Origin of the sequence: Streptomyces venezuelae (assembly GCF_008642335.1) — a bacterium.
In the GTDB taxonomy this organism is placed as follows: Bacteria; Actinomycetota; Actinomycetes; order Streptomycetales; family Streptomycetaceae; genus Streptomyces; species Streptomyces venezuelae_F.
This window is the reverse complement of record NZ_CP029191.1, coordinates 915571-934003: the sequence shown is the minus strand read 5'-3', so window position 1 is coordinate 934003 and position 18433 is coordinate 915571. Positions and strand designations below refer to the sequence as shown.

General features: G+C 71.9%; 12 protein-coding genes and 1 pseudogene. 5 read left to right on the top strand and 8 right to left on the bottom strand.

The genetic code is table 11. The features are described from left to right. Positions 1 to 49 precede the first annotated feature (49 nt). On the top strand, positions 50 to 1006 hold the full coding sequence (locus DEJ49_RS04075) for a GNAT family N-acetyltransferase (RefSeq protein WP_150182468.1): 957 nt from the start codon (positions 50 to 52) through the stop codon (positions 1004 to 1006). Positions 1007 to 1031: 25 nt separating this feature from the next. Here the strand turns inward: DEJ49_RS04075 and DEJ49_RS04070 are convergent, their stop codons facing one another. The 3 genes and pseudogenes from DEJ49_RS04070 to DEJ49_RS04060 all read right to left on the bottom strand — a co-directional run bounded on the left by DEJ49_RS04070 (position 1032) and on the right by DEJ49_RS04060 (position 4359). Beyond that, positions 1032 to 2519, bottom strand: coding sequence for an FG-GAP-like repeat-containing protein (locus DEJ49_RS04070; RefSeq protein WP_150182467.1), 1488 nt, complete (start codon positions 2517 to 2519; stop codon positions 1032 to 1034). A gap of 96 nt (positions 2520 to 2615) precedes the next feature. Then, a pseudogene (locus DEJ49_RS04065) lies at positions 2616 to 3329 on the bottom strand (dioxygenase); the annotation flags it as partial. Positions 3330 to 3378: 49 nt separating this feature from the next. After that, positions 3379 to 4359, bottom strand: coding sequence for a helix-turn-helix transcriptional regulator (locus tag DEJ49_RS04060; RefSeq protein WP_190329263.1), 981 nt, complete (start codon positions 4357 to 4359; stop codon positions 3379 to 3381). Positions 4360 to 4555: 196 nt separating this feature from the next. Here DEJ49_RS04060 and DEJ49_RS04055 point away from each other — a divergent pair, with 196 nt between their 5' ends. From DEJ49_RS04055 to DEJ49_RS04045, 3 genes are read left to right on the top strand one after another with little or no spacing between them, the layout of a single operon-like run. Beyond that, positions 4556 to 5188 carry a TetR family transcriptional regulator gene (locus tag DEJ49_RS04055; protein WP_150182463.1) on the top strand — a complete coding sequence of 211 codons (633 nt, stop codon included), beginning with the start codon at positions 4556 to 4558 and terminating at the stop codon, positions 5186 to 5188. Positions 5189 to 5202: 14 nt separating this feature from the next. Next, entirely contained in the window at positions 5203 to 6033 is an 831-nt protein-coding gene (locus DEJ49_RS04050) for an SDR family NAD(P)-dependent oxidoreductase (RefSeq protein ID WP_150182461.1), read from the top strand. Between the two features lie 4 nt (positions 6034 to 6037). Beyond that, the gene (locus tag DEJ49_RS04045) at positions 6038 to 7078 is read left to right on the top strand and encodes an NAD(P)-dependent alcohol dehydrogenase (protein ID WP_150188038.1); all 1041 of its coding nucleotides are present in this window, start codon (positions 6038 to 6040) and stop codon (positions 7076 to 7078) included. Positions 7079 to 7141: 63 nt separating this feature from the next. Here the strand turns inward: DEJ49_RS04045 and DEJ49_RS04040 are convergent, their stop codons facing one another. The 5 genes from DEJ49_RS04040 to DEJ49_RS04020 all read right to left on the bottom strand — a co-directional run bounded on the left by DEJ49_RS04040 (position 7142) and on the right by DEJ49_RS04020 (position 17471). Beyond that, positions 7142 to 10654 carry a GDSL-type esterase/lipase family protein gene (locus DEJ49_RS04040; protein ID WP_150182460.1) on the bottom strand — a complete coding sequence of 1171 codons (3513 nt, stop codon included), beginning with the start codon at positions 10652 to 10654 and terminating at the stop codon, positions 7142 to 7144. Positions 10655 to 10793: 139 nt separating this feature from the next. Further along, the gene (gene narI, locus DEJ49_RS04035) at positions 10794 to 11507 is read right to left on the bottom strand and encodes a respiratory nitrate reductase subunit gamma (RefSeq protein ID WP_150182458.1); all 714 of its coding nucleotides are present in this window, start codon (positions 11505 to 11507) and stop codon (positions 10794 to 10796) included. Next, positions 11504 to 12136: a nitrate reductase molybdenum cofactor assembly chaperone gene (gene narJ, locus DEJ49_RS04030; RefSeq protein ID WP_150182456.1), complete on the bottom strand. Its 633-nt coding sequence runs from the start codon at positions 12134 to 12136 to the stop codon at positions 11504 to 11506. The genes narI and narJ overlap by 4 nt, the downstream gene beginning before the upstream one ends. Next, positions 12133 to 13791 (bottom strand): nitrate reductase subunit beta, encoded by a 1659-nt coding sequence (gene narH, locus DEJ49_RS04025; RefSeq protein ID WP_223832717.1) that lies wholly within the window; start codon positions 13789 to 13791, stop codon positions 12133 to 12135. Before narH ends, narJ begins: the two co-directional genes overlap by 4 nt. Then, a complete protein-coding gene (locus tag DEJ49_RS04020; protein ID WP_150182454.1) occupies positions 13791 to 17471 on the bottom strand; it encodes a nitrate reductase subunit alpha in 3681 nt (1226 codons plus the stop codon). Before DEJ49_RS04020 ends, narH begins: the two co-directional genes overlap by 1 nt. A gap of 235 nt (positions 17472 to 17706) precedes the next feature. Here DEJ49_RS04020 and DEJ49_RS04015 point away from each other — a divergent pair, with 235 nt between their 5' ends. Continuing rightward, on the top strand, positions 17707 to 18432 hold the full coding sequence (locus DEJ49_RS04015; RefSeq protein ID WP_150182453.1) for a nucleotidyltransferase domain-containing protein: 726 nt from the start codon (positions 17707 to 17709) through the stop codon (positions 18430 to 18432). Position 18433 lies beyond the last annotated feature (1 nt).

Genomic DNA, 18433 nt, shown 5'->3' with positions numbered 1-18433 from the left:
CGCGAAAAGTCCGTTGCGAGCGGGGATCCCGCCCCCGGACAGTGGACCCATGACGACGTCTCTCACACCGCCCCAGGGGCTCACCGTGCGCCCGGCGACGCCCGACGACGCGGAGGCCGTGTGCGCGCTGCTCAACGAGGTCGACGTGCTGGAGATAGGCCGCGCCGACACCGAACTGGCCGAGGTGCGGGCCGACCTGTCCCACCCCGAGGTGGACCTGGAGCGGGACTCGTGGCTGCTCCACGAGGGTGACCTGCTCGTCGGGTACGCGCTGCTGTGGGACGAATCCGGCGGCGAGCGCATCGACGTCGACCACTACGTCCTGCCCGGCCGCCCACACGGCGCCCTGTACCTTCTCGAGCTGCTGGAGCAACGCGCCGCGGAGCGTGCGGCGGCCAACGGCGCGGCGCGGGCGGTCGTGCATCTGCACCTCAACACCGAACCCACCACGGACCCGCGGGACCTCCGGGCGCGAGGCTGGCGCACCGTGCGGCGCTACAACGTCCTTGAGCGCCGGATCGGCGTCGACGCGGACCCGCTGCCCAAGGCACCGCCCGGCGTCGTCCTGCGGCCCTGCCTCGCCGAGGAGGACCGCAGGCGCGCCCACGCCCTGCTCCAGGAGAGCTTCACGGAGCACTTCGACCACCAGCCGCGCACCTATGAGCAGTGGCTCGGCGACATCGACGCCCGGAACGCCGACTGGTCCCTGATCTGGATCGCCCACGTCGAGGGGCTCGGCGACGCCGCCGTGCTGCGCACCCACGACAACCGTCCGTCGATGGGCTGGATAGGCAACCTCGGCGTCCTCGCCGAGGCCCGCGGACGCGGCCTCGGCAGCCACCTCCTGCGCCACGCCTTCGGGCACTACGCCGCGCTGGGCCGCGACCGGATCGGCCTCGGCGTCGACACCGACAACAGCAGCGGCGCACTCGCCCTGTACGAACGGCACGGCATGACCCTCGACTACGCCGTCGACACGTGGGAACTGATCCGCCCGGCCGCCTGAGAGCCCGTCTTCGAGCCCCCGGGCGCTACCGCAGCGCGCTGCCGAAGAGCGCCGCCGTGTTCGGCGCGTCCACGTCCTTCGGGCCGAACGCCACCGAGCCCGTGGCGGTCGCGCCCGCGGCGGTGCCGCGCAGCGACCACAGGGCGCCCGCGCGGGCGTTCTCCTCCACGGACGACGCCGCGAGGTCGCCGTGTCCGTCGCCCGTGACGTCGAGCAGCGACACGGCCGCGCCGAACAGGTCGTTCTTCTCGGCGACACCGGGGACACCCGCCGTGTCCTGGTGGAAGGCCTGGGCGCCCGTGCCCGTCACGCCGGTGGCGCTGCCGCGCACCAGGACGACCGCGCCCGCGTCCGTGACGTCCCTGACGTCCTCGCCGGGCACGCCGAGCGCGATGTCCGCGTAGCCGTCACCCGTCACGTCGCCGACCGCGATCGAGCTGCCGAACCCGTCCCCGTTCTCCTCCGCGCCCGGCACGCCCGGCAGGTCCTGGTCGAACTTCTGCACGTCGCCCTTGAGGCCGTCCGCCGAACCGTAGGAGACCGTCACCTCGCCGTCCTCGTCGCCGACGCCCGCGACCACGTCGTCGTAGTGGTCGCCGTTGACGTCGCCGACGCCCATCGCGTCGCCGGAGCCCGGCGCGTCACCCCGCTTGAACCCGGTCGCGCCGCCGTACAGCACGCTGTTGCCCCACTCGCCGTCGCCGGAGTAGTCGTTCATGACGATGTCGGCGCGGCCGTCGCCGTTCACGTCGCCGACGCCCCTGGGCACCACGGGCCCCTTGACGGACAGCGGACCGTCGACGCAGACCTCGGGCCTCTCGCGGCAGGACGGGTCGGGGCGGTCCTCGCTCTCGTAGCTCCACCATTGGGAGGGGTCCATGAAGTCGAGGGTCGCGGCCGGCGTTCCGGTGCGTGCGATCGGGCCCTTCCAGAGGCGGGCGCCCTGGGCGACCGGGTCGTCGCCGTGCGAGCCCACTCTGCCGAACAGTGCGAGGTCGGTGGTGCCGTCGCCGTCGAAGTCACCGGCCTGCGGCGCGAATCCGTGGGTGGCGATCGCGGTGCCGCCGGTCAGGCCGGACGCGGAGCCCCACAAAACCACCGCGCCCGACCCCGAACCCCGGCCGTCGGATCCGACGACCAGGTCGGTGTACCCGTCGTGGTCCAGGTCGCCCTTGGTGAACGTCCGCCCGAACTCCTGCTTCGCCGTCGCCGACCCGGGCACGCCGCTCGTGGAACGGCTGATGACCTTCTTGCGGGCCGGGTCGAGGCCGTCCTCGGAGCCGTACGTCACCACCACGTACCCGGCGTTCGCCTGGCCCGAGACGGTGCCGCCGGGCGCGCCGACGACCAGGTCCGCGAACCCGTCGCCGTTGAAGTCGTCCGTCGCCCGCACCGCGGAGTCCGCGCGGGCACTGCCCTGCCCCAGTGTCAGGGCCGCAAGGCCGCTGCCCACCAACAGCGACGCGGCGATCAGGGGCATGGTGCGAAGGACTCCGCGGTGTGCGAGCGACATACGACTTCCCTTGTTCCTCGGACGGTCACGACCGATCAGTTGACCGATGGCGGGTGCCCGAGGTTGTACGCGGCCCGGCGGCCGCATGCGGGGTTACTGCGGCACGTTCAGGACGAAGTCGAAGTCCGCCTCCTTCGTGTTGCCGACGCTGCGGACGTTCATGAGGAGGCGCGGGTCGAAGATCGTGTCCGTGTTGTTGCGGGGCTCGCCGGGGAAGTACAGCTGCGTCGTGAGGATCGGACGCCCGGGGGCCTGCACCTTGACGTGCAGGTGCCGGGTGCGGCCGGGGTAGAGGCCGGGCACGATCGTGGTGAGCTTGAACGCGCCGTTGGCGTCCGTGAACTGGTGCCCGCGGAAGCGGAATCCGACGTTGTCGTACGTCCCGTACGTGTCGGCCTGCCAGAAGTCCAGCAGGGCCCGGGAGATCGGCTTGCAGGCACGCCCGAAGACGTAGCCGGTGACGGTGAGGCGCACGCCGGGGGTGCCGGCCTGGATGAGCGAGGTGCGCTCCGGGGAGTTCCGCTTGAAGTACGGACCCTCCATCTGCGGGATGGTCGGGTCGTCACCGTCGTCGCAGGTGGGGGTGAGCTCGGGTGCCTCGCCCCGCTCGGCGGCGGTCCTGGCCAGTGCGGGTACGCCCATGAGGGACACCGGCACGGCCATGCCCAGCGCGGCCGCGGCCCGCAGGACGGTCTTGCGGCTGGGGCCCTTGCTGCCGTTCACGCCGTCGGCGGCGGGGGCGCCGCCCGCTCCCTGGGTGCCGTCCGCGCCTGGTATGCCGTCTCCGGGGCTGCCGGTCTCGTGGTCCATCGCTCCTCCTGAGCCTGTGGGGGTCGGTGGTTCCGGATCGGCTATGAAGTTATGCGGGGGAGGAGGGTCCGGCGATGGACTCGAGCCGGTGGTCGTGGTGAATATCGCCACCGCCGCGCCGGAAGTCCCCGGGGCTCGCGCCGGTCTCGCGGCGGAAGAAGCGGCAGAAGTACGCCGGGTCCTTGCAGCCGACCCGCCCCGCGACCTGACGCACCGTCAACTCGGTGCGCAGCAGCAGCCGTTTGGCCTCGTGCACCCGGGTCTGCCGGATCAGCTCGCCGGGTGTCCTGCCGGTCTCCGCCTTCACCACCTCGCTGAGATAGCTCACCGAGACGCCCAGGTGGTCGGCGCAGGACCGTACCGACTGCAGGGCCCCCTCCGGAGTGCCCATGAGGGTCAGGAAGTCCGCGGCCACCGAGCCGGGACGTGAGTGGGGCGGACCTTCGGGCAGGGGCGGCGGCGCCGGCGGTTCGACGGGTGACCGGGGCGCGGGGAGCCGTGCCGCCCGCACCACAAGGACGTGCAGCAGCGCCCGCAGGATGCTGTGGAATCCGGTGGCCCCCGACCGGTACTCGCCGTCGAGCTCGTCGACCAGGCGTGCGGTCTCCTCCGCCGCCTCCGCGGGCAGGTCCAGCCAGGAACGGCGGGAGAGGGTCCGCAGGACGTGCCGGTCGGCGGGGTGGTCCACGAGGAAGTCGTCGGTGAAGAGGATGACCCGGCCCTCCAGGCCGGTCACGTTCTCCCAGTGGTGGACCTGTCCGGGGGCGATGAAGCACAGGTTCGGCGGGCGCAGCGGGAAACGGCCCAGGTCGACGACGTGCCGTCCGGTGCCCCCGGTGACGTGGACGATCTCGTGGAAGGTATGCCGGTGCGGGAAGGAGGCGCGCGACATGGGGCCGATGCTGTCGAACGTGCCGATGGCGAAAGGCAGCGCGTTGGGCATCGGCACCTGCAGCCGGTGCATGGGCATGCCGTCCTCGCCCGGCTCTCCGTTGTTCCCCTCACCGGGTAAGACCGTTGTGCCGCGCATCTGCACACTCCTCGGGTGATCGGGTCGACGTCAATTGGTCCGTACCAATATCCGGTCCGTCCTCACGATGGCATGCGTGGGCGCCCGCCGACAGGAGCGCGAACGCGCCGAGGTTCTTCGAGTGGTGTCGCGTCTCATCACATGTCCCGACGAGACAAGTGTCCCATCGGGACACTTTGGGGTGTACGGTCGAAGCATGAGCAGCACACAGGGCCGCCGGACCCGCAAGGTCCAGGAGAGCCGGGCCGCCATGGCGAACGCCGCCGTGGACCTGGTCCTCGCCCACGGCCTCGACCAGGTCACCGTCGAGACGATCAGCGACCGCGCCGACGTCTCGCGCCGCACCTTCTCCCGGTACTTCACGGGCAAGGAGGACGCCGTGGTGGACGCACTCCGCGTCGACTACGCGCGCATCAACGCGGCGCTCGCCGCCCGCCCCGCGGGGGAGAGCCCCCTCACGGCCTACCACCGGGCACTCCGGAACTGGCTGGACGACGAACCGACCGCCTGGCACCGCCTGCCCCGCTCCGCCGACCTGCTCCGGCTGCTCCACGAGGAGCCGTCGCTGCTCCCGGCCTACCTGCGGGTGCAGGACGAGGCGAAGGCCGCGTCGGTCGCGATCGTCGCCGACCGGCTCGGGCTCGACGCCGAGCGCGACCTGCGCCCGGCGCTGGCCGTCTCCCTGGCGGTCGGAGCCTTCGGAACCGCCGTGCGGTTCTGGATCGCCCCCGGCGAGAACGGCACCCTTCCACACCTCATCGACGCGGCGTTCGCGGCCCTGGCCGACGAGCCCGCACCCCGCGAGAACACCACCACGACCACCACGTGAAACCAGGCGCCACCATGAGCACGAGCACCACCACGCACGCCGACACCACCGCGCGCACCAGCACCACACGCACCAGCACCACACGCACCAGCACCACGGCTCCGGAGTTCGCCGGAAAGACCGCCCTCGTCACCGGCGCCGCGTCCGGCATCGGCCTCGCGGTCGCCCGCCGCCTCGCCGCCGCCGGAGCGGCCGTCGTCGTCGCCGACTTCAACGAACAGGGCGCCCACGACGTCGCCCGCTCGCTCACCGAGGAAGGCGCACGCGCCGTCGCCGTACGCGTCGACGTCACCGACCCCGCATCGGTGCGCCACGCCGTCGACTTCACCGTCGAGACCTTCGGCGGCCTGCACCTCGCCGTCAACAACGCCGGGATCGCCGGTGCCTCCGCCCCGACCGGCGAGTACGGCGTCGAGGACTGGCAGCGCGTCATCGACACCAACCTCAACGGCGTCTTCTACTCGCTCCGGTACGAGCTGCCGCACCTCGTCGCCGCGGGCGGCGGCGCCGTCGTCAACATGTCGTCGATCCTCGGCACCAACGGCTTCGCGGGCTCCGCCGCGTACTCCGCCGCCAAGCACGCCGTCGTCGGCCTCACCAAGACCGCCGCCGTCGAGTACGCGGCCCGCGGTGTCCGCGTCAACGCCGTCGCGCCCGGCTTCATCGACACCCCGCTGCTCCAGGGCGACGAGGACCAGCGCGGCCGGCTCGTCGCCCTCCACCCGCAGGGCCGTCTCGGCACCGCCGAGGAGGTCGCCGACCTCACCCTGTTCCTGCTCTCGGACCACGCGTCGTTCATCAACGGCAGCTACCACCTGGTGGACGGCGGCTATGCGGCACGTTGAGACGATGAAGGCCGTCCAGTACCGCACGGTCGGCGCCGCCCCCGAGGTGGTCACGGTCCCGCGCCCCGAGCCCGGACCCGGCCAGGTGCTCCTCAAGGTCACGGCCGCCGGCGTCTGCCACTCCGACATCGCCGTGATGAGCCGCCCCGCCGAGGCCCTGGGCTTCCCGCTCCCGCTCACCCTCGGCCACGAGGGCGCCGGAACCGTCGCCGCGCTCGGCGACGGCGTCACCGGGCTCGCGCTCGGGGACTCCGTGGCCGTGTACGGGCCGTGGGGGTGCGGCACCTGCCTCATGTGCGCGCAGGGCAAGGAGAACCACTGCACCCGCGCCGCCGACCTCGGTATCCGCCCGCCGGGGCTCGGGGCGCCCGGCGCCATCGCCGAGTACATGATCGTGGACGACCCGCGCCACCTCGTGCCGCTGGACGGACTCGACCCGGTGACGGCGGTGCCGCTCACCGACGCGGGCCTCACCCCGTACCACGCGGTCAAGATGTCGCTGCCCAAGCTGACGCCCGGCAGCACCGCCGTGGTCATCGGCACCGGCGGCCTCGGGCACGTCGCCATCCAGCTGCTGCGCGCGCTGACCCCGGCACGGGTGATCGCCCTCGACGTCACCGAGGAGAAGCTGACGCTGGCCCGTGAGGTCGGCGCCCACGAGACGGTCCTGTCGGACGCGGCGGCCGCGGCCCGGGTCCGCGAACTGACCGGCGGCCTCGGCGCCCAGGCGGTGTTCGACTTCGTCGGGGCGCCGCCGACCACCGCGACGGCCGCCGCGTGCGCCGCCGTGGAGGCGGACGTCACCCTCGTCGGCATCGGCGGCGGCACCGCGTCCGTCGGCTTCGGCACGACCCCGTTCGACGCCGCCTTCCGCGCCCCCTACTGGGGCAGCAGGCCGGAGCTGATCGAGGTCCTGGACCTGGCCAGGTCCGGCGTGCTCGACGTCCACGTGGAGACGTACGCCCTGGACGACGCCCCAAAGGCGTACGAACTCCTCCACGCGGGCCGCGTCCACGGCCGGGCGGTCATCCTGCCGGGCGGCTAGACCACACCGGCAGGGGGGCGGCCCCGCAGGACCGCCCCCTTCCCCGACAGCAGCAGCGCACCCCTAGCAGGTGCAGTCGAAGCGCCACCACTGTCCGAGGTTGTTCAACGGTTCCTTCAGCGCCAGCGGCTCACCGGCGCCCGACGCGGTCAGGACCGTGCCGTCGAGGTTGTTGACGGCGCGGTACCAGCCGCCGCCGACCTTCTCCAGGCGCCACTGCTCGCCCTTGTTGTCGGACACCGCGTCCATCAGCGCGGCCACCTTGTCGATGACGTTGTACGACAGGTGCCGCGACTCGATCAGCTTCGGCGCCAGGCGCCAGATGCCGTCGGGGCCACCATCGGCGTGCAGGTCCCACTTCTGACGGTCCTGCTGCGGCTCCGGGGCCGCCCCGGTGATCTTCTTGCCCGCCGTGGTGTCACCGCCCGGCAGCTCCATCGCGAGGCCCGTCGCGGACCGCATGACGACGCGGCTCCCGTTCTTCGGTTCGATGCCTCCCTTGAGCGCCTCGGGGACGGTGACGCAGTCGGCCAGGGACAGTGCCTCGTCGGCGTCGGTCGTCAGGCACCGGCCGCTGTCCACGGAGCGCAGTGTGCGGCCCTGCCAGGCCCACTGATGGGCGGCGGAGTTCTCGCACGTGCCCACCGCGACTCCCGCCCCGTCCCCGGTGGGGATCAGGCAGTCGTCCGTGCCGGAGTTCTGCAGGAAGAAGGCGCCGTTGGCGGTCGGCTCCGGCGTCGTCCTCGTCCGCGCCGCCGCCCTGGGCGGGGTCAGCGGGACCTGCGCCGTGGGCTGCCACTGCTGCACGATGTCGTCGTCCGCGCACTCCGTCAGAGAAGCGGTCCCGAAGAAGCCGCTGCGCAGGCACTTGTCGTGCTCCGAGCTGGCGATCTGGCGCTCGCCGCGCTGCTCCCACCCGTCAGGCGCGGGGCGGGGGTTCGGCAGCGGGCCCGGCGACTCCAGCCACCAGGACTGATAGGTGCTGGACCCGCAGGGCTCCACGGTGAGCCAGCTCTTGCGGTCCTTGTCCGTCATCAGCTCGGGATTCTGGGTGAGACAACCGCCCACGTGCCGCTTGCCGTCGGCGTCCCTACGGAGGTAGAGGTACTGCACGGAGCCGTCCCTCTCCGGAGCCGAGAGGGCCCAGGTGTTGAGGTTGTGGCGGCCGTTCTTGGCCAACTGCGCCCAGTAATGGGCCTGGTCGGAGCCGGGGTCCTCGCCGTTGGACGACTCCTCGCTGCCGGCCAGCAGGAGATCGCCGCGCCTGACCGTGACGTCGGCGAGGATCGGCTGCGGTTCGTCCGAGTTCTGCCGGACGGTCGGCCCGCCCGCCTCGTAGGCGGTGACGTCCCACCCCTGCTTGTCGGTCTGGCCCTCCTCCTCGCCACGGGGGTACGAGCCGTCGCCGCCCCAGTCGGCGTCGACGAGATCACCGCTGCGGGCGTTCCGCAGCACCATGCGGTGGGTCTCCCCGATCAGGACGTGCTGCGCGGGCTTCTTCTCGGCGACGCGCACGTCTCCGGGGCCCATGCCGCGCGATCCCACGCAGGAGAAGTAGCCGTCGCTGTAGGTCTGCGTCTTCTCGATGGTCTTGCGCAGACAGGCGCCCATCGCCTGCTGCCCGAAGGCGTTCGGGTGCGCCGCCTCCTGCGTCTCGCCCTGGGTCCAGGGGAGCCCGTCGGACAGACCCGGAATCCACCGTACCCATTCGTTCACGGTCGGGTCGGGCGGGCCGGCGAGGGTGTTCTTCTCGTCCGCCTGGGTCGCGCCCTGCCCGCACAGCTGATGACCGGCCAGCGCGGACAGCGGGTCGAGGAAGATGACCCTCTGCCTCTCGGCGACGGCGGCGATCTCCTTGTTCAGCCCCGGCACGACCTCGTAGTGGAGCCAGTCCACGTCCGGGTCGGCCAGCGGGCAGCCGCCGGACATCTCCCGCAGCCATGCCTTGTTCTCATAGCGCACGTTCAGCGAGGAGGGGACGGGATCGGGGTAACCCTGGATGATGATCTTCGCGTGCCCCTGGCCGGACTCGTCCAGGGTCTTCCTGATGGTCTCCACGGTCTTGTTCACCGCGTCCCCCACCTCGGCCAGCTTCGGGCCCATCTCGCCGCGGCCCTTGGTGCTGCACGGGCGGTTGGCCTCGTAGCCGAGGACACAGTCCTGGGCGATCTTGGAGAAGCCCAGGTCGTTCCCGCCGATGGACAGCACCACGTACTTCAGGTGGTACTTCCTGGACAGCGAGGCCAACTGCTCGATCTGCGGCTTCTCGCCCTTGAAGGTCCGCGTGAGGATGTCGTCGGTCGTGGCGCCGGAACAGGCGATGTTCAGGCGCCGCTCCTGTGGGATGCCGAGCACGTCACCGACCGACTTGATCTCGGCGACATCCGACCGGTGGCACATCTCCTTGCCCTCGCCGGTGTCCCCGTACACCCGCTTCGGGTCGTGCTCGCACTTCTCGTCGGTCCCGCTGCCGGAACAGTTGAACGCCGTCCGGTCGGTGCCGAACGACGAGCCGTCCTTGGCCTTGGTGCTGTACTGGCCGTTGGAGCCGTTGCCCTGCCAGCGGCCCGCCTCGCCGGAGATGTAGCTGTCGCCCATCGACACCACCGCCTCCTGACAGCCCTGGGCGTCCGCGGCCGCGGCCCGTCCGCCGGGCGCCGCGCCCGCGAAGCCCCAGGCGCAACGGCGGTCGGGGGTCAGCAGCACGGGGGAGTGGTCGGAGAACAGGCCCGGTTCGCGGATCCGCTCGGGATTGGTGTCGCCCGGCTGATTGACGTTGCCCGCGAGCGCGTAGTCGAGTTCCTTGCCACCGATGTGCGTCGGCAGCCCCGTCTTGTGCAGGGTCATGCCGTTGAGGTTGCCGAGGTCCTTCGGTTCCTTGTTGAAGTCCCCGCCGACCACCACGTTGTACGGCGGATTGTGCGCCTTCGCCCAGGTCCAGGCCCGCTGCGCCTGTGCCTCCGCGTCGTTTCCGTTCTTGGCGGCGTGCAGGGTGAAGTACACGTCGTTTCCGTAGCGCGCGCCCAGCATCGGGCGCGTATCGGAGCCGACCCGCCCCATGATGATCGTCTCGTCGGCCGGCTCGCGCGTGACGATCGTGGGGTTCACGCGGTGCCCGGCGACGTCCCAGTTGACGCGGTAGATGTGGTACGAGTCCTGCCTGTTGACCTTCCAGATCTTGTGCTGGACCTGGTTGATGGTCTCGTACTGGCCGTTGACGACTTGGTTGGGCGTGGGCGTGGTCGCATTATCGGCACTGCCCGGTACGTCCATGGGGCCGCCCTCTTGGACGAGGGCGATGTCCGGCTTCCCCATCTGCGGGTCGAACATCAGGGGGTTCTTGAGGGTCTCCCACTTCTGCACGGGGTCGTTGCGGCCGTCACCCGCGCCCTGCATGTTCCAGGTGAGGACGGTGCGGTCGATGGCCGCGGCGTGGGCGGGTGCGGCGCCGACCGTGGTGGTCAGTGCGGTGAGCAGCCCCGTGAGGAGCGCGGTGACCAGCAGGAGAACGAGCGGTGTTCGGGGTCTCGCGCCGTGCCCCCGTAAGGGGGATCGCTGCGCCGATAAGGGTTCCATGGGTGCGTGTGCATCCTTTCCGGACCGGATGGTCTGCTTCTGCGACCGAGAAGGATGCTAGTTGCATGTTTCGTGCCCCGGCGGTGTCGTGGCGTGAACACCACGTGTCAGGAAGGGGAGTTGGCGCATGGTGCCGTGTTCAGTGCCGCGTCGCCCTCGCCCGGCGTGCCGCAGGAACCCCGCGCGACCGGTAGACGACGTAGGGACGGGCCAGGTAGCCGACCGGTGCCGTGAAGGCGTGTACCAGGCGGCTGAACGGCCACAGGGCGAACAGGGCCATGCCGAGCAGTGCATGGACCTGATAGGCGAGCGGGGCGTCCGCCATGGCGGAGACGTCGGGGTCGAGGACGAACAGCGAGCGGAACCAGACCGAGACGCCGAGGCGGTAGTCGTAGGAGTGGGGTCGCAGCGTGGTGGCCGTGGCGACGAGGCCCGCCAGGATCACGCAGAGCAGGACCGGCAGGACGACGCGGTCGCTGCGGCCGGTCGCCTGGCGCACGGCGGGCACGCGCAGGCGTCGGTGGACGAGGATCGCCAGGCCCACGAGGGTGGCGAGGCCCGCCGTGCCGCCCACGACCAGCGCGTTGGCGCGGTACATCCACTCGTGGACGTGGACCCGTTCGGTGAGCGACTCGGGGATCAGCAGCCCGACGGCGTGCCCGGCCACCACGAACAGCAGTCCGTAGTGGAACAGCGGGCCGCCGATGCTCAGCAGCCGGTGCTCGTGCAGCTGGCTGGAGCGGGTGGTGAACCCGAACCGGTCGTAGCGGTAGCGCCAGGCCGTGCCGGTGACCATGACGACGAGGACGAGACAGGGCAGGACGCCCCACAGGGCGATGCGCAGATGGTTCACCGGGAGGTCTCCTCGGCGTGCGGGGCATCGGGCACCGGTCGGAGCCGGGGGAAGGGCAGGAGCCCGACCGATTCGGCGGGCGGGCCCGTGCGGGCCAGGCGCAGGGCCGCCTCGCGGGTGGCGGGTCCCGGTCCTGGCAGGGTGTGGCAGACGGCCTCGACGATGTCCGCGTACGGGCTGTCGTAGGCGGTGAGGCCGAAGCGGAGCAGTTCGAGGGCGGGCCGGTGCTCGACGAGCAGCCGCTCCCCGGCGTCCGGGGTGCGGGCGGCGAACTCCAGCATCAGGGGCAGGAAGTCGGGGAGCTCGTCCGCGGGCGGCCGCCAGCCGTGGCCGCGGTAGAGCGCCTTGAGCCCGGCCATGGTGGTGCCGCGCCTGCGGGTGTCCCCGTCGGTGTAGTACGTCAGGTAGAGACAGCGGCGGCGGCTGCGGTCGAACGTGGCGACGTACCGGGCGGCGAGTTCGAGCGGCGCCGTGCCGTCGACGCGCGCGCAGAACCGGCGCAGGAGCCGGATGTCGGCGCCCGGCACCGGTTCCAGCGCCGAGCGCACGGCGTGCAGCCGCCCCGGCCAGTCCCGGTCCGGGTAGCCGAGCAGCAGGGACGCGGCCTGGTGGACGACGGCCCGGTTCACCGGGCGTCGCCCTCCGCGCCCGGGAAGAGACCTTCGGGGCGACCGCGGCCGTTCCAGTTCAGGAGGTTGACCCGGTCGCGCAGCGACGTCCCCGCGTGCTCCGGCTCGTTGCCGGCCCTCGACGGGCCCGATGCCGGTGCGCCCAGGGGGACGTGGAAGGCGTCCGGATCGTACATGCCGGGCCCGTCCTGCCCGTCCAGGCTGCATCCGGCGTCGAGGCCCTCGGAGCCGGGGAGCGGCGCGGTGTAGCTGGTGGGGACGACATACCGCTCGTCGTACTTGGCGAGGGCGAGCAGCCGGTACATCGCCTCGATCTCCTCGGCGTCCATGCCGACGGCGCGCGCGATGGCGGGATCCTGCTCCTCGCCGAGGTTGACGCGCCGCATGTGGGAGCGCATCGCCGCGAGCCGGCACAGCGCCGCCTCCACCGGCGCCGGATCACCCGCGGTGAACAGCTCCGCGAGATAGCCGACGGGGATGCGCAGCGAGTCGATGGCGGCGAACAGCTTGGCCGGGTCCTCGCCGTCGTGCCCGGTCGCGGTCAGGGACTCGACGACGGGCGACAGCGGAGGGACGTACCAGACCATCGGCATGGTGCGGTACTCGGGATGCAGTGGGAGCGCCACCTTGTGGCGGCTGATGAGCGCGTGCACGGGGGAGCGCCGGGCGGCGGTCACCCAGTCGTGGGGGATGCCGGACGCCTCGGCGGCGCGCGCCACCTCGGGGTCGTCGGGGTCGAGGAAGCAGTCCAACTGGGCCTGGTAGAGGTCCTGTTCGTGCTCCGTGGCCGCGGCCTCGCCGACCTTGTCGGCGTCGTAGAGGATGACGCCGAGGTAGCGCAGGCGGCCCACGCACGTCTCGGAGCACACGGTCGGCAGGCCCGCCTCGATGCGCGGGTAGCACATCGTGCACTTCTCGGCCTTGCCGGTGCGGTGGTTGAAGTACACCTTCTTGTACGGGCAGCCGCTCACGCACATGCGCCAGCCGCGGCAGCGGTCCTGGTCGACGAGGACGATGCCGTCCTCGACCCGCTTGTACAGGGCGCCCGACGGGCAGACCGCGACGCACGACGGGTTGAGGCAGTGCTCGCAGATCCGCGGCAGGTAGAACATGAACGCCTGCTCGTACTCCAGCCGCACCTGTTCGTTCATCTTCTGCAACACCGGGTCACCGGCGAGGTGTTCGGGCCCGCCGCCGAGGTCGTCGTCCCAGTTCGGGCCCCACGTCACCGCGGTCGGCCCGCCGTCGATCAGCGAGCGCGGCCGCGCGGTGGGCACGTCGTCGCCGAGGGGTGCGGTGGTGAGGGTCTCGTAGTCGTACGTCCACGGCTCGTAGTAGTCGTCGAGCGCGGGGAGTTCGGGGTTGGCGAACAGCCGGGCCAGGCGCCGGGCGCGGCCGCCGCCGCGGGGGACGAGCCGGCCGCGTTTGAGCTGCCAGCCGCCCTTCCACTTCTCCTGGTCCTCGTAGCCGCGCGGGTAGCCCTGGCCGGGGCGCGTCTCCACGTTGTTGAACCACACGTACTCGGTGCCCGCCCGGTTGGTCCAGGTCTGCTTGCAGGTGACCGAGCAGGTGTGGCAGCCGATGCACTTGTCGAGGTTCATCACCATGGCCACCTGTGCCATGACCCGGCCGACAGTGACTCCGTCACGGAGCATCAGTACTGCACCTCCTGGGAGCGGCGCCGGATGACGGTGACCGCGTCGCGCTGGTTGCCGGTGGGGCCGTAGTAGTTGGGCGCGAAGCTGAGCTGCGCGTGGCCGCCGATCAGGTGCGTCGGCTTGATCAGGAGCTTGGTGAGCGCGTTGTGGACGCCGCCGCGCCGCCCCGTCGCCTCGGACTTGGGGACGTTCACCGTGCGTTCCTGGACGTGGTACATGAACACCGTGCCGGGCGGCATGCGGTGCGAGACGACCGCGCGGGCCACCACCACGCCGTTGGCGTTCCGCGCCTCGATCCAGTCGTTGTCGGCCACGCCGATCGACGCGGCGTCGTCCACGCCGATCCAGATGACGGGGCCGCCGCGGGCCAGCGTCTGCATGAGCAGGTTCTCCTGGTACTCGGAGTGGATCGACCACTTGGAGTGCGGCGTCAGGTACCGCACCGTCACCGAACGCCCGCCGTCCGGATCGCCCGTCGGCTGCTCGCCGAGCGCGGGCAGGTTCAACGGTGGCCGGTACACCGGCAGTTGCTCGCCGTACTCGGCGATCCACGGATGGTCGAGGTAGAAGTGCTGGCGGCCGGTGAGGGTGTGCCAGGGCTTGAAGTGCTCCGTGTTGATCGTGAAGGGGGAGTAGCGCCGCTCGGGGCCCTCCTTGCCCGACCACTCGAAGCTCACGCCCACCTGCACGGGCCGTGCCTGCGTGTCGGAGAACGTGACGCGCCGCTCGGCCACGGAGGCCGCGAGCTCGCCGAGGCCGGTGTCGGCGCCGCAGCGCTCGGCGAGCCGGTCGAAGCCCTCGGCGGCGAGCCGGCCGTTGGTCGTGCCCGACAGTGCGAGGATCGCCTCGCACATCTTGACGTCCGTGTCGAGCAGCGGCCGCCCGCGTGCCGCGCCGCGCGTCGCCGTGCCGCAGCGGGTGCCGAGCCAGGTGATCTCCGGCAGCGGCCGCACGGTCACCCCCTTGACCGTGATGCCCTCCTCGCCGGTGAGCGGTCCGAGCGCGGCCATCCGGTCGCCGATGGCGGTGTAGTCGCGCTCCACGAGGGTGAAGCGGGAGCCGGTGGGTCCGTCGGGCGGTGCCTCGCCGGGGGTGTCGTGCTGCAGGGCAGTGGCGACCAGGTCGTGGGCCACGTCCAGACGGCCCGCGGCGAGGCGGCTCACCTCGGCGGCCAGGCCGTGGAAGATCTCGAAGTCGGTGCGGGCCTGCCACGGCGGGTCGATGGCGGGGGAGAAGGCGTGCACGTACGGGTGCATGTCCGTGCTGGACAGGTCGTGCTTCTCGTACCACGTGGCCGCGGGCAGCACGAGGTCGGCGAAGAGCGTGGTCGACGTCATGCGGAAGTCGAGGGCGAGCAGCAGGTCGACCTTCCCGCGCGGCGCGTCGTCCCGCCACGTCACCTCGCGCGGCCGCTTGTCCTGCGGCGCCTCCTCGGCGCTCGAGTTGTCGGACGCGCCGAGCAGGTGCCGCAGGAAGTACTCGTTGCCCTTGGCGGACGACCCGATGAGGTTGGCACGCCAAACGGTCAGCACCCGCGGCCAGTTGGCCGGGTCGTCCGGATCCTCGCAGGCGTACGCCAGACGCCCCGCGTCGCGTTCGGCCGCCACCCAGCCCGCCGGGTCGGCCCCCGACGCGTGCAGGCGCCGCCCCAGGTCCAGGGGGTTGGCGCCGAACGTCGGGTAGGAGGGCATCCAGCCCTGCCGGACGGAGCGGGCGAAGAGGTCCGCGGTGTGCAGGCCCGAGAGGGCGCCGGGCGCGGTGGGCGACGCCAGGGCGTCCGCGGTGAACTTCTCGTACCGCCACTGGTCGGTGTTGAGGTACCAGTACGGCGTCCCGGCCATCTGCCGCGAAGGACGCACCCAGTCCGACGCGGTGGCCACCTGCTGCCAGCCCGCGTACGGGCGCACCTTCTCCTGCCCCACGTAGTGCGCCCAGCCGCCCCCGTTGACGCCCTGGCAGCCGGTGAGCAGCAGCAGCGAGAGGAACGACCGGTAGATGGTGTCCGAGTGGAACCAGTGGTTGGTGCCCGCCCCCATCACGATCATGCAGCGGCCCCGCGTCTGCTCCGCGGTCCGGGCGAACTCCCGCGCCGCGCGCACGACGGCCTGCGCGGGCACGGAGGTGACCGCTTCCTGCCAGGCGGGGGTGCAGGGTGTGGAGGCGTCCTCGTACGAAACAACATCGGCCGTGGAGCCCAACCCTGCGCGCCCAACGCTGTACTGAGCGAGCATCAGGTCGAAGACGGTGGTCACCAGATGTCCGTCGACGCGCAGCGCGGGCACCGTGCGCCGGACGGTGGCGCCCTCCTCGTCGAAGCGGGGCAGCACCACCTCGGCCGGCTCCGCGCCGGGGTGCCCGAGCAGGGTCAGGAGCGGCTCGACGTCCCCGAGGTCGAGGTTCCAGCGGCCCTCGCCGTCCTTGCCCCAGCGGTCGCCGAGGGTGCCGTTGGGGACGGCGGGACGGTTGGTGGCCGCGTCGTACAGGACGGGCATCCAGCGCCGCGAGCCGGCCTCGGCGTCCTTGGCCAGGTCGAGGTCCCTGGCGGTGACGAACGCGCCGGGCACGCGGGCGCCGGAGCCGTGTGTGCCACTCCCCGGCTCGTCGAGCGCGATGAGGAAGGGCAGGTCGGTGAAGCGTTTGGCGTAGTCCGTGAAGTACGGCACCTGCCGCTCCACGAAACACTCCCGCAGGATCACGTGCCCCATCGCCATGGCCAGCGCGCCGTCCGTGCCGGGGTGGGGGTGCAGCCACTCGTCGGCGAACTTCGTGGCGTCCGCGTAGTCCGGCGAGACCACGACGACCTTCTGGCCCCGATAGCGCGCCTCGGCCATCCAGTGCGCGTCGGGCGTCCTGGTCACCGGCACGTTGGAGCCCCACAGCATCAGGTACGCGGCGTCCCACCAGTCCCCGGACTCCGGTACGTCGGTCTGGTCGCCGAAGACCTGCGGCGAGGCGATCGGCAGATCCGCGTACCAGTCGTAGAAGGACAGCATCGGGGCGCCGATGAGGGAGTGGAAGCGGGCGCCCGCGGCGTGCGAGGCCATCGACATCGCGGGGATCGGCGAGAAGCCGGCGATGCGGTCGGGGCCGAACTCCTCGAGGGTGTGGACGTGCGCGGCGGCGGCGATCTCCAGCGCCTCGTCCCAGTCGATCCGCACGAGGCCGCCCTTGCCGCGCGCCGACTGGTAGCGGCGCCGCCGGTCGGGATCACCGGTGAGCTCCGCCCAGGCCGCGACGGCGTCGCCGCCGAGGCGCCGTTTCGCCTCCCGGAACATCTCGACGAGGACGCCGCGGGCGTGCGGGTAGCGGACGCGCGTCGGGGAGTACGTGTACCAGGAGAAGGAGGCGCCGCGCGGGCAGCCCCGGGGCTCGTAGTCGGGGCGGTCGGCTCCCGCCGAGGGATAGTCGGTCGCCTGTGTCTCCCAGGTGATGAGGCCGTCCTTGACGTACACCTGCCAGGAGCACGAGCCCGTGCAGTTCACTCCGTGGGTGGAGCGCACCACCTTGTCGTGCGCCCAACGGTCGCGGTAGGGGCTGTCGTTGACGTCTTGATCGGTGCGGAACACCGCTCTGCTGTCGGGCGTGGTGGGCGCCCTCCGCAGCAACTGTCCCGCGGCGAAAAGGCGTTCCGCGGCATCCGCCGCGATCCGCTCCGCCCTCGCCCTGCCACGTCCCATTCCTCGGACTCCCCTCGGGGACCGGCCTGCCGGAGCGGTCACTTCCGGCCTGCGTGCTTCGACGAACGAGCTCAGGCTCCTCCCGCCCGGTCCGCGACGTGGACCCCCTTCAGACCAGTTGGTTGTACCTATTGGTTGTTTTCCCGGTTCTTGGTGCGGACCAGTGCCGGGCAAGAGCGGACCAGCACGGTCCCTTTACCGGGAGCACGCACCCGCGGTGGCACGATGGCCCGCCATGAACAGTCACCACAGCATCACCGCCCAGGCCGCACGCCTCGTCGCGGAGCGATTCCCCGACGCGCTCGGCGCCGTCCTCGGAGGCTCGGCCGCCCAGGGGCGCGCCGCCGCGACGAGCGACCTCGACGTGGCCGTGCTCCTGCCCGACTCCGACGTCACCCGCCGCGAGGTGATACGGCACGAAGGACGCCCCGCCGAGCTGTTCCTCACCACGCTCGCGGACGTGCCGGAGTTCTTCGCGTGGGACAGGGCGCGCCGCCGCGGCACGGTCCTGTTCGTCTACGCCGAGGGCCTGCCTCTGCTCGACCCGCACGGCCACCTCGCCCGCACGTGCGCGCAAGCCCGCGCCGTGCTCGCCGGCGGGCCGCCTCCCCTCACCCCCGAGGAGCGCGAACGGGACCGCTACGCCCTCACCTGTTTCATGGACGACCTCGCCGACGTGGCACGGGACCAGCGGTACGAACAGCTCGCGGTCGCCGATCTCGCGCTCGGCAAGGCGGCGCACCTCCTCACCGCCCACCACAACGCCTGGACGGGCATCGGCAAATGGCTGCCCCGCAGGCTCATCGGCGCGGATCCGGCGCGCGGCAAAGCCCTCCTGGACGGTCACCGGGCCGTGGCCGAGCACGCCGACCCCGCGCCGCTGACGGTCGCCGTCGAAGACGTGCTCGGTCTGTACGGCGGGCCCCTGCGGGAGGGGTACGCGCAGCGTTGGCGGGGCTGAG

Coding starts and splice junctions, on each gene's coding strand:
- DEJ49_RS04020 (WP_150182454.1), bottom strand. CDS start 17,471: ATGGGACGTGGCAGGGCGAGGGCGGAGCGGATCGCGGCGGATGCCGCG.
- narH (WP_223832717.1), bottom strand. CDS start 13,791: ATGCTCCGTGACGGAGTCACTGTCGGCCGGGTCATGGCACAGGTGGCC.
- DEJ49_RS04075 (WP_150182468.1), top strand. CDS start 50: ATGACGACGTCTCTCACACCGCCCCAGGGGCTCACCGTGCGCCCGGCG.
- DEJ49_RS04045 (WP_150188038.1), top strand. CDS start 6,038: ATGAAGGCCGTCCAGTACCGCACGGTCGGCGCCGCCCCCGAGGTGGTC.
- DEJ49_RS04050 (WP_150182461.1), top strand. CDS start 5,203: ATGAGCACGAGCACCACCACGCACGCCGACACCACCGCGCGCACCAGC.
- DEJ49_RS04040 (WP_150182460.1), bottom strand. CDS start 10,654: ATGGAACCCTTATCGGCGCAGCGATCCCCCTTACGGGGGCACGGCGCG.
- DEJ49_RS04015 (WP_150182453.1), top strand. CDS start 17,707: ATGAACAGTCACCACAGCATCACCGCCCAGGCCGCACGCCTCGTCGCG.
- DEJ49_RS04070 (WP_150182467.1), bottom strand. CDS start 2,519: ATGTCGCTCGCACACCGCGGAGTCCTTCGCACCATGCCCCTGATCGCC.
- DEJ49_RS04060 (WP_190329263.1), bottom strand. CDS start 4,359: ATGCGCGGCACAACGGTCTTACCCGGTGAGGGGAACAACGGAGAGCCG.
- DEJ49_RS04055 (WP_150182463.1), top strand. CDS start 4,556: ATGAGCAGCACACAGGGCCGCCGGACCCGCAAGGTCCAGGAGAGCCGG.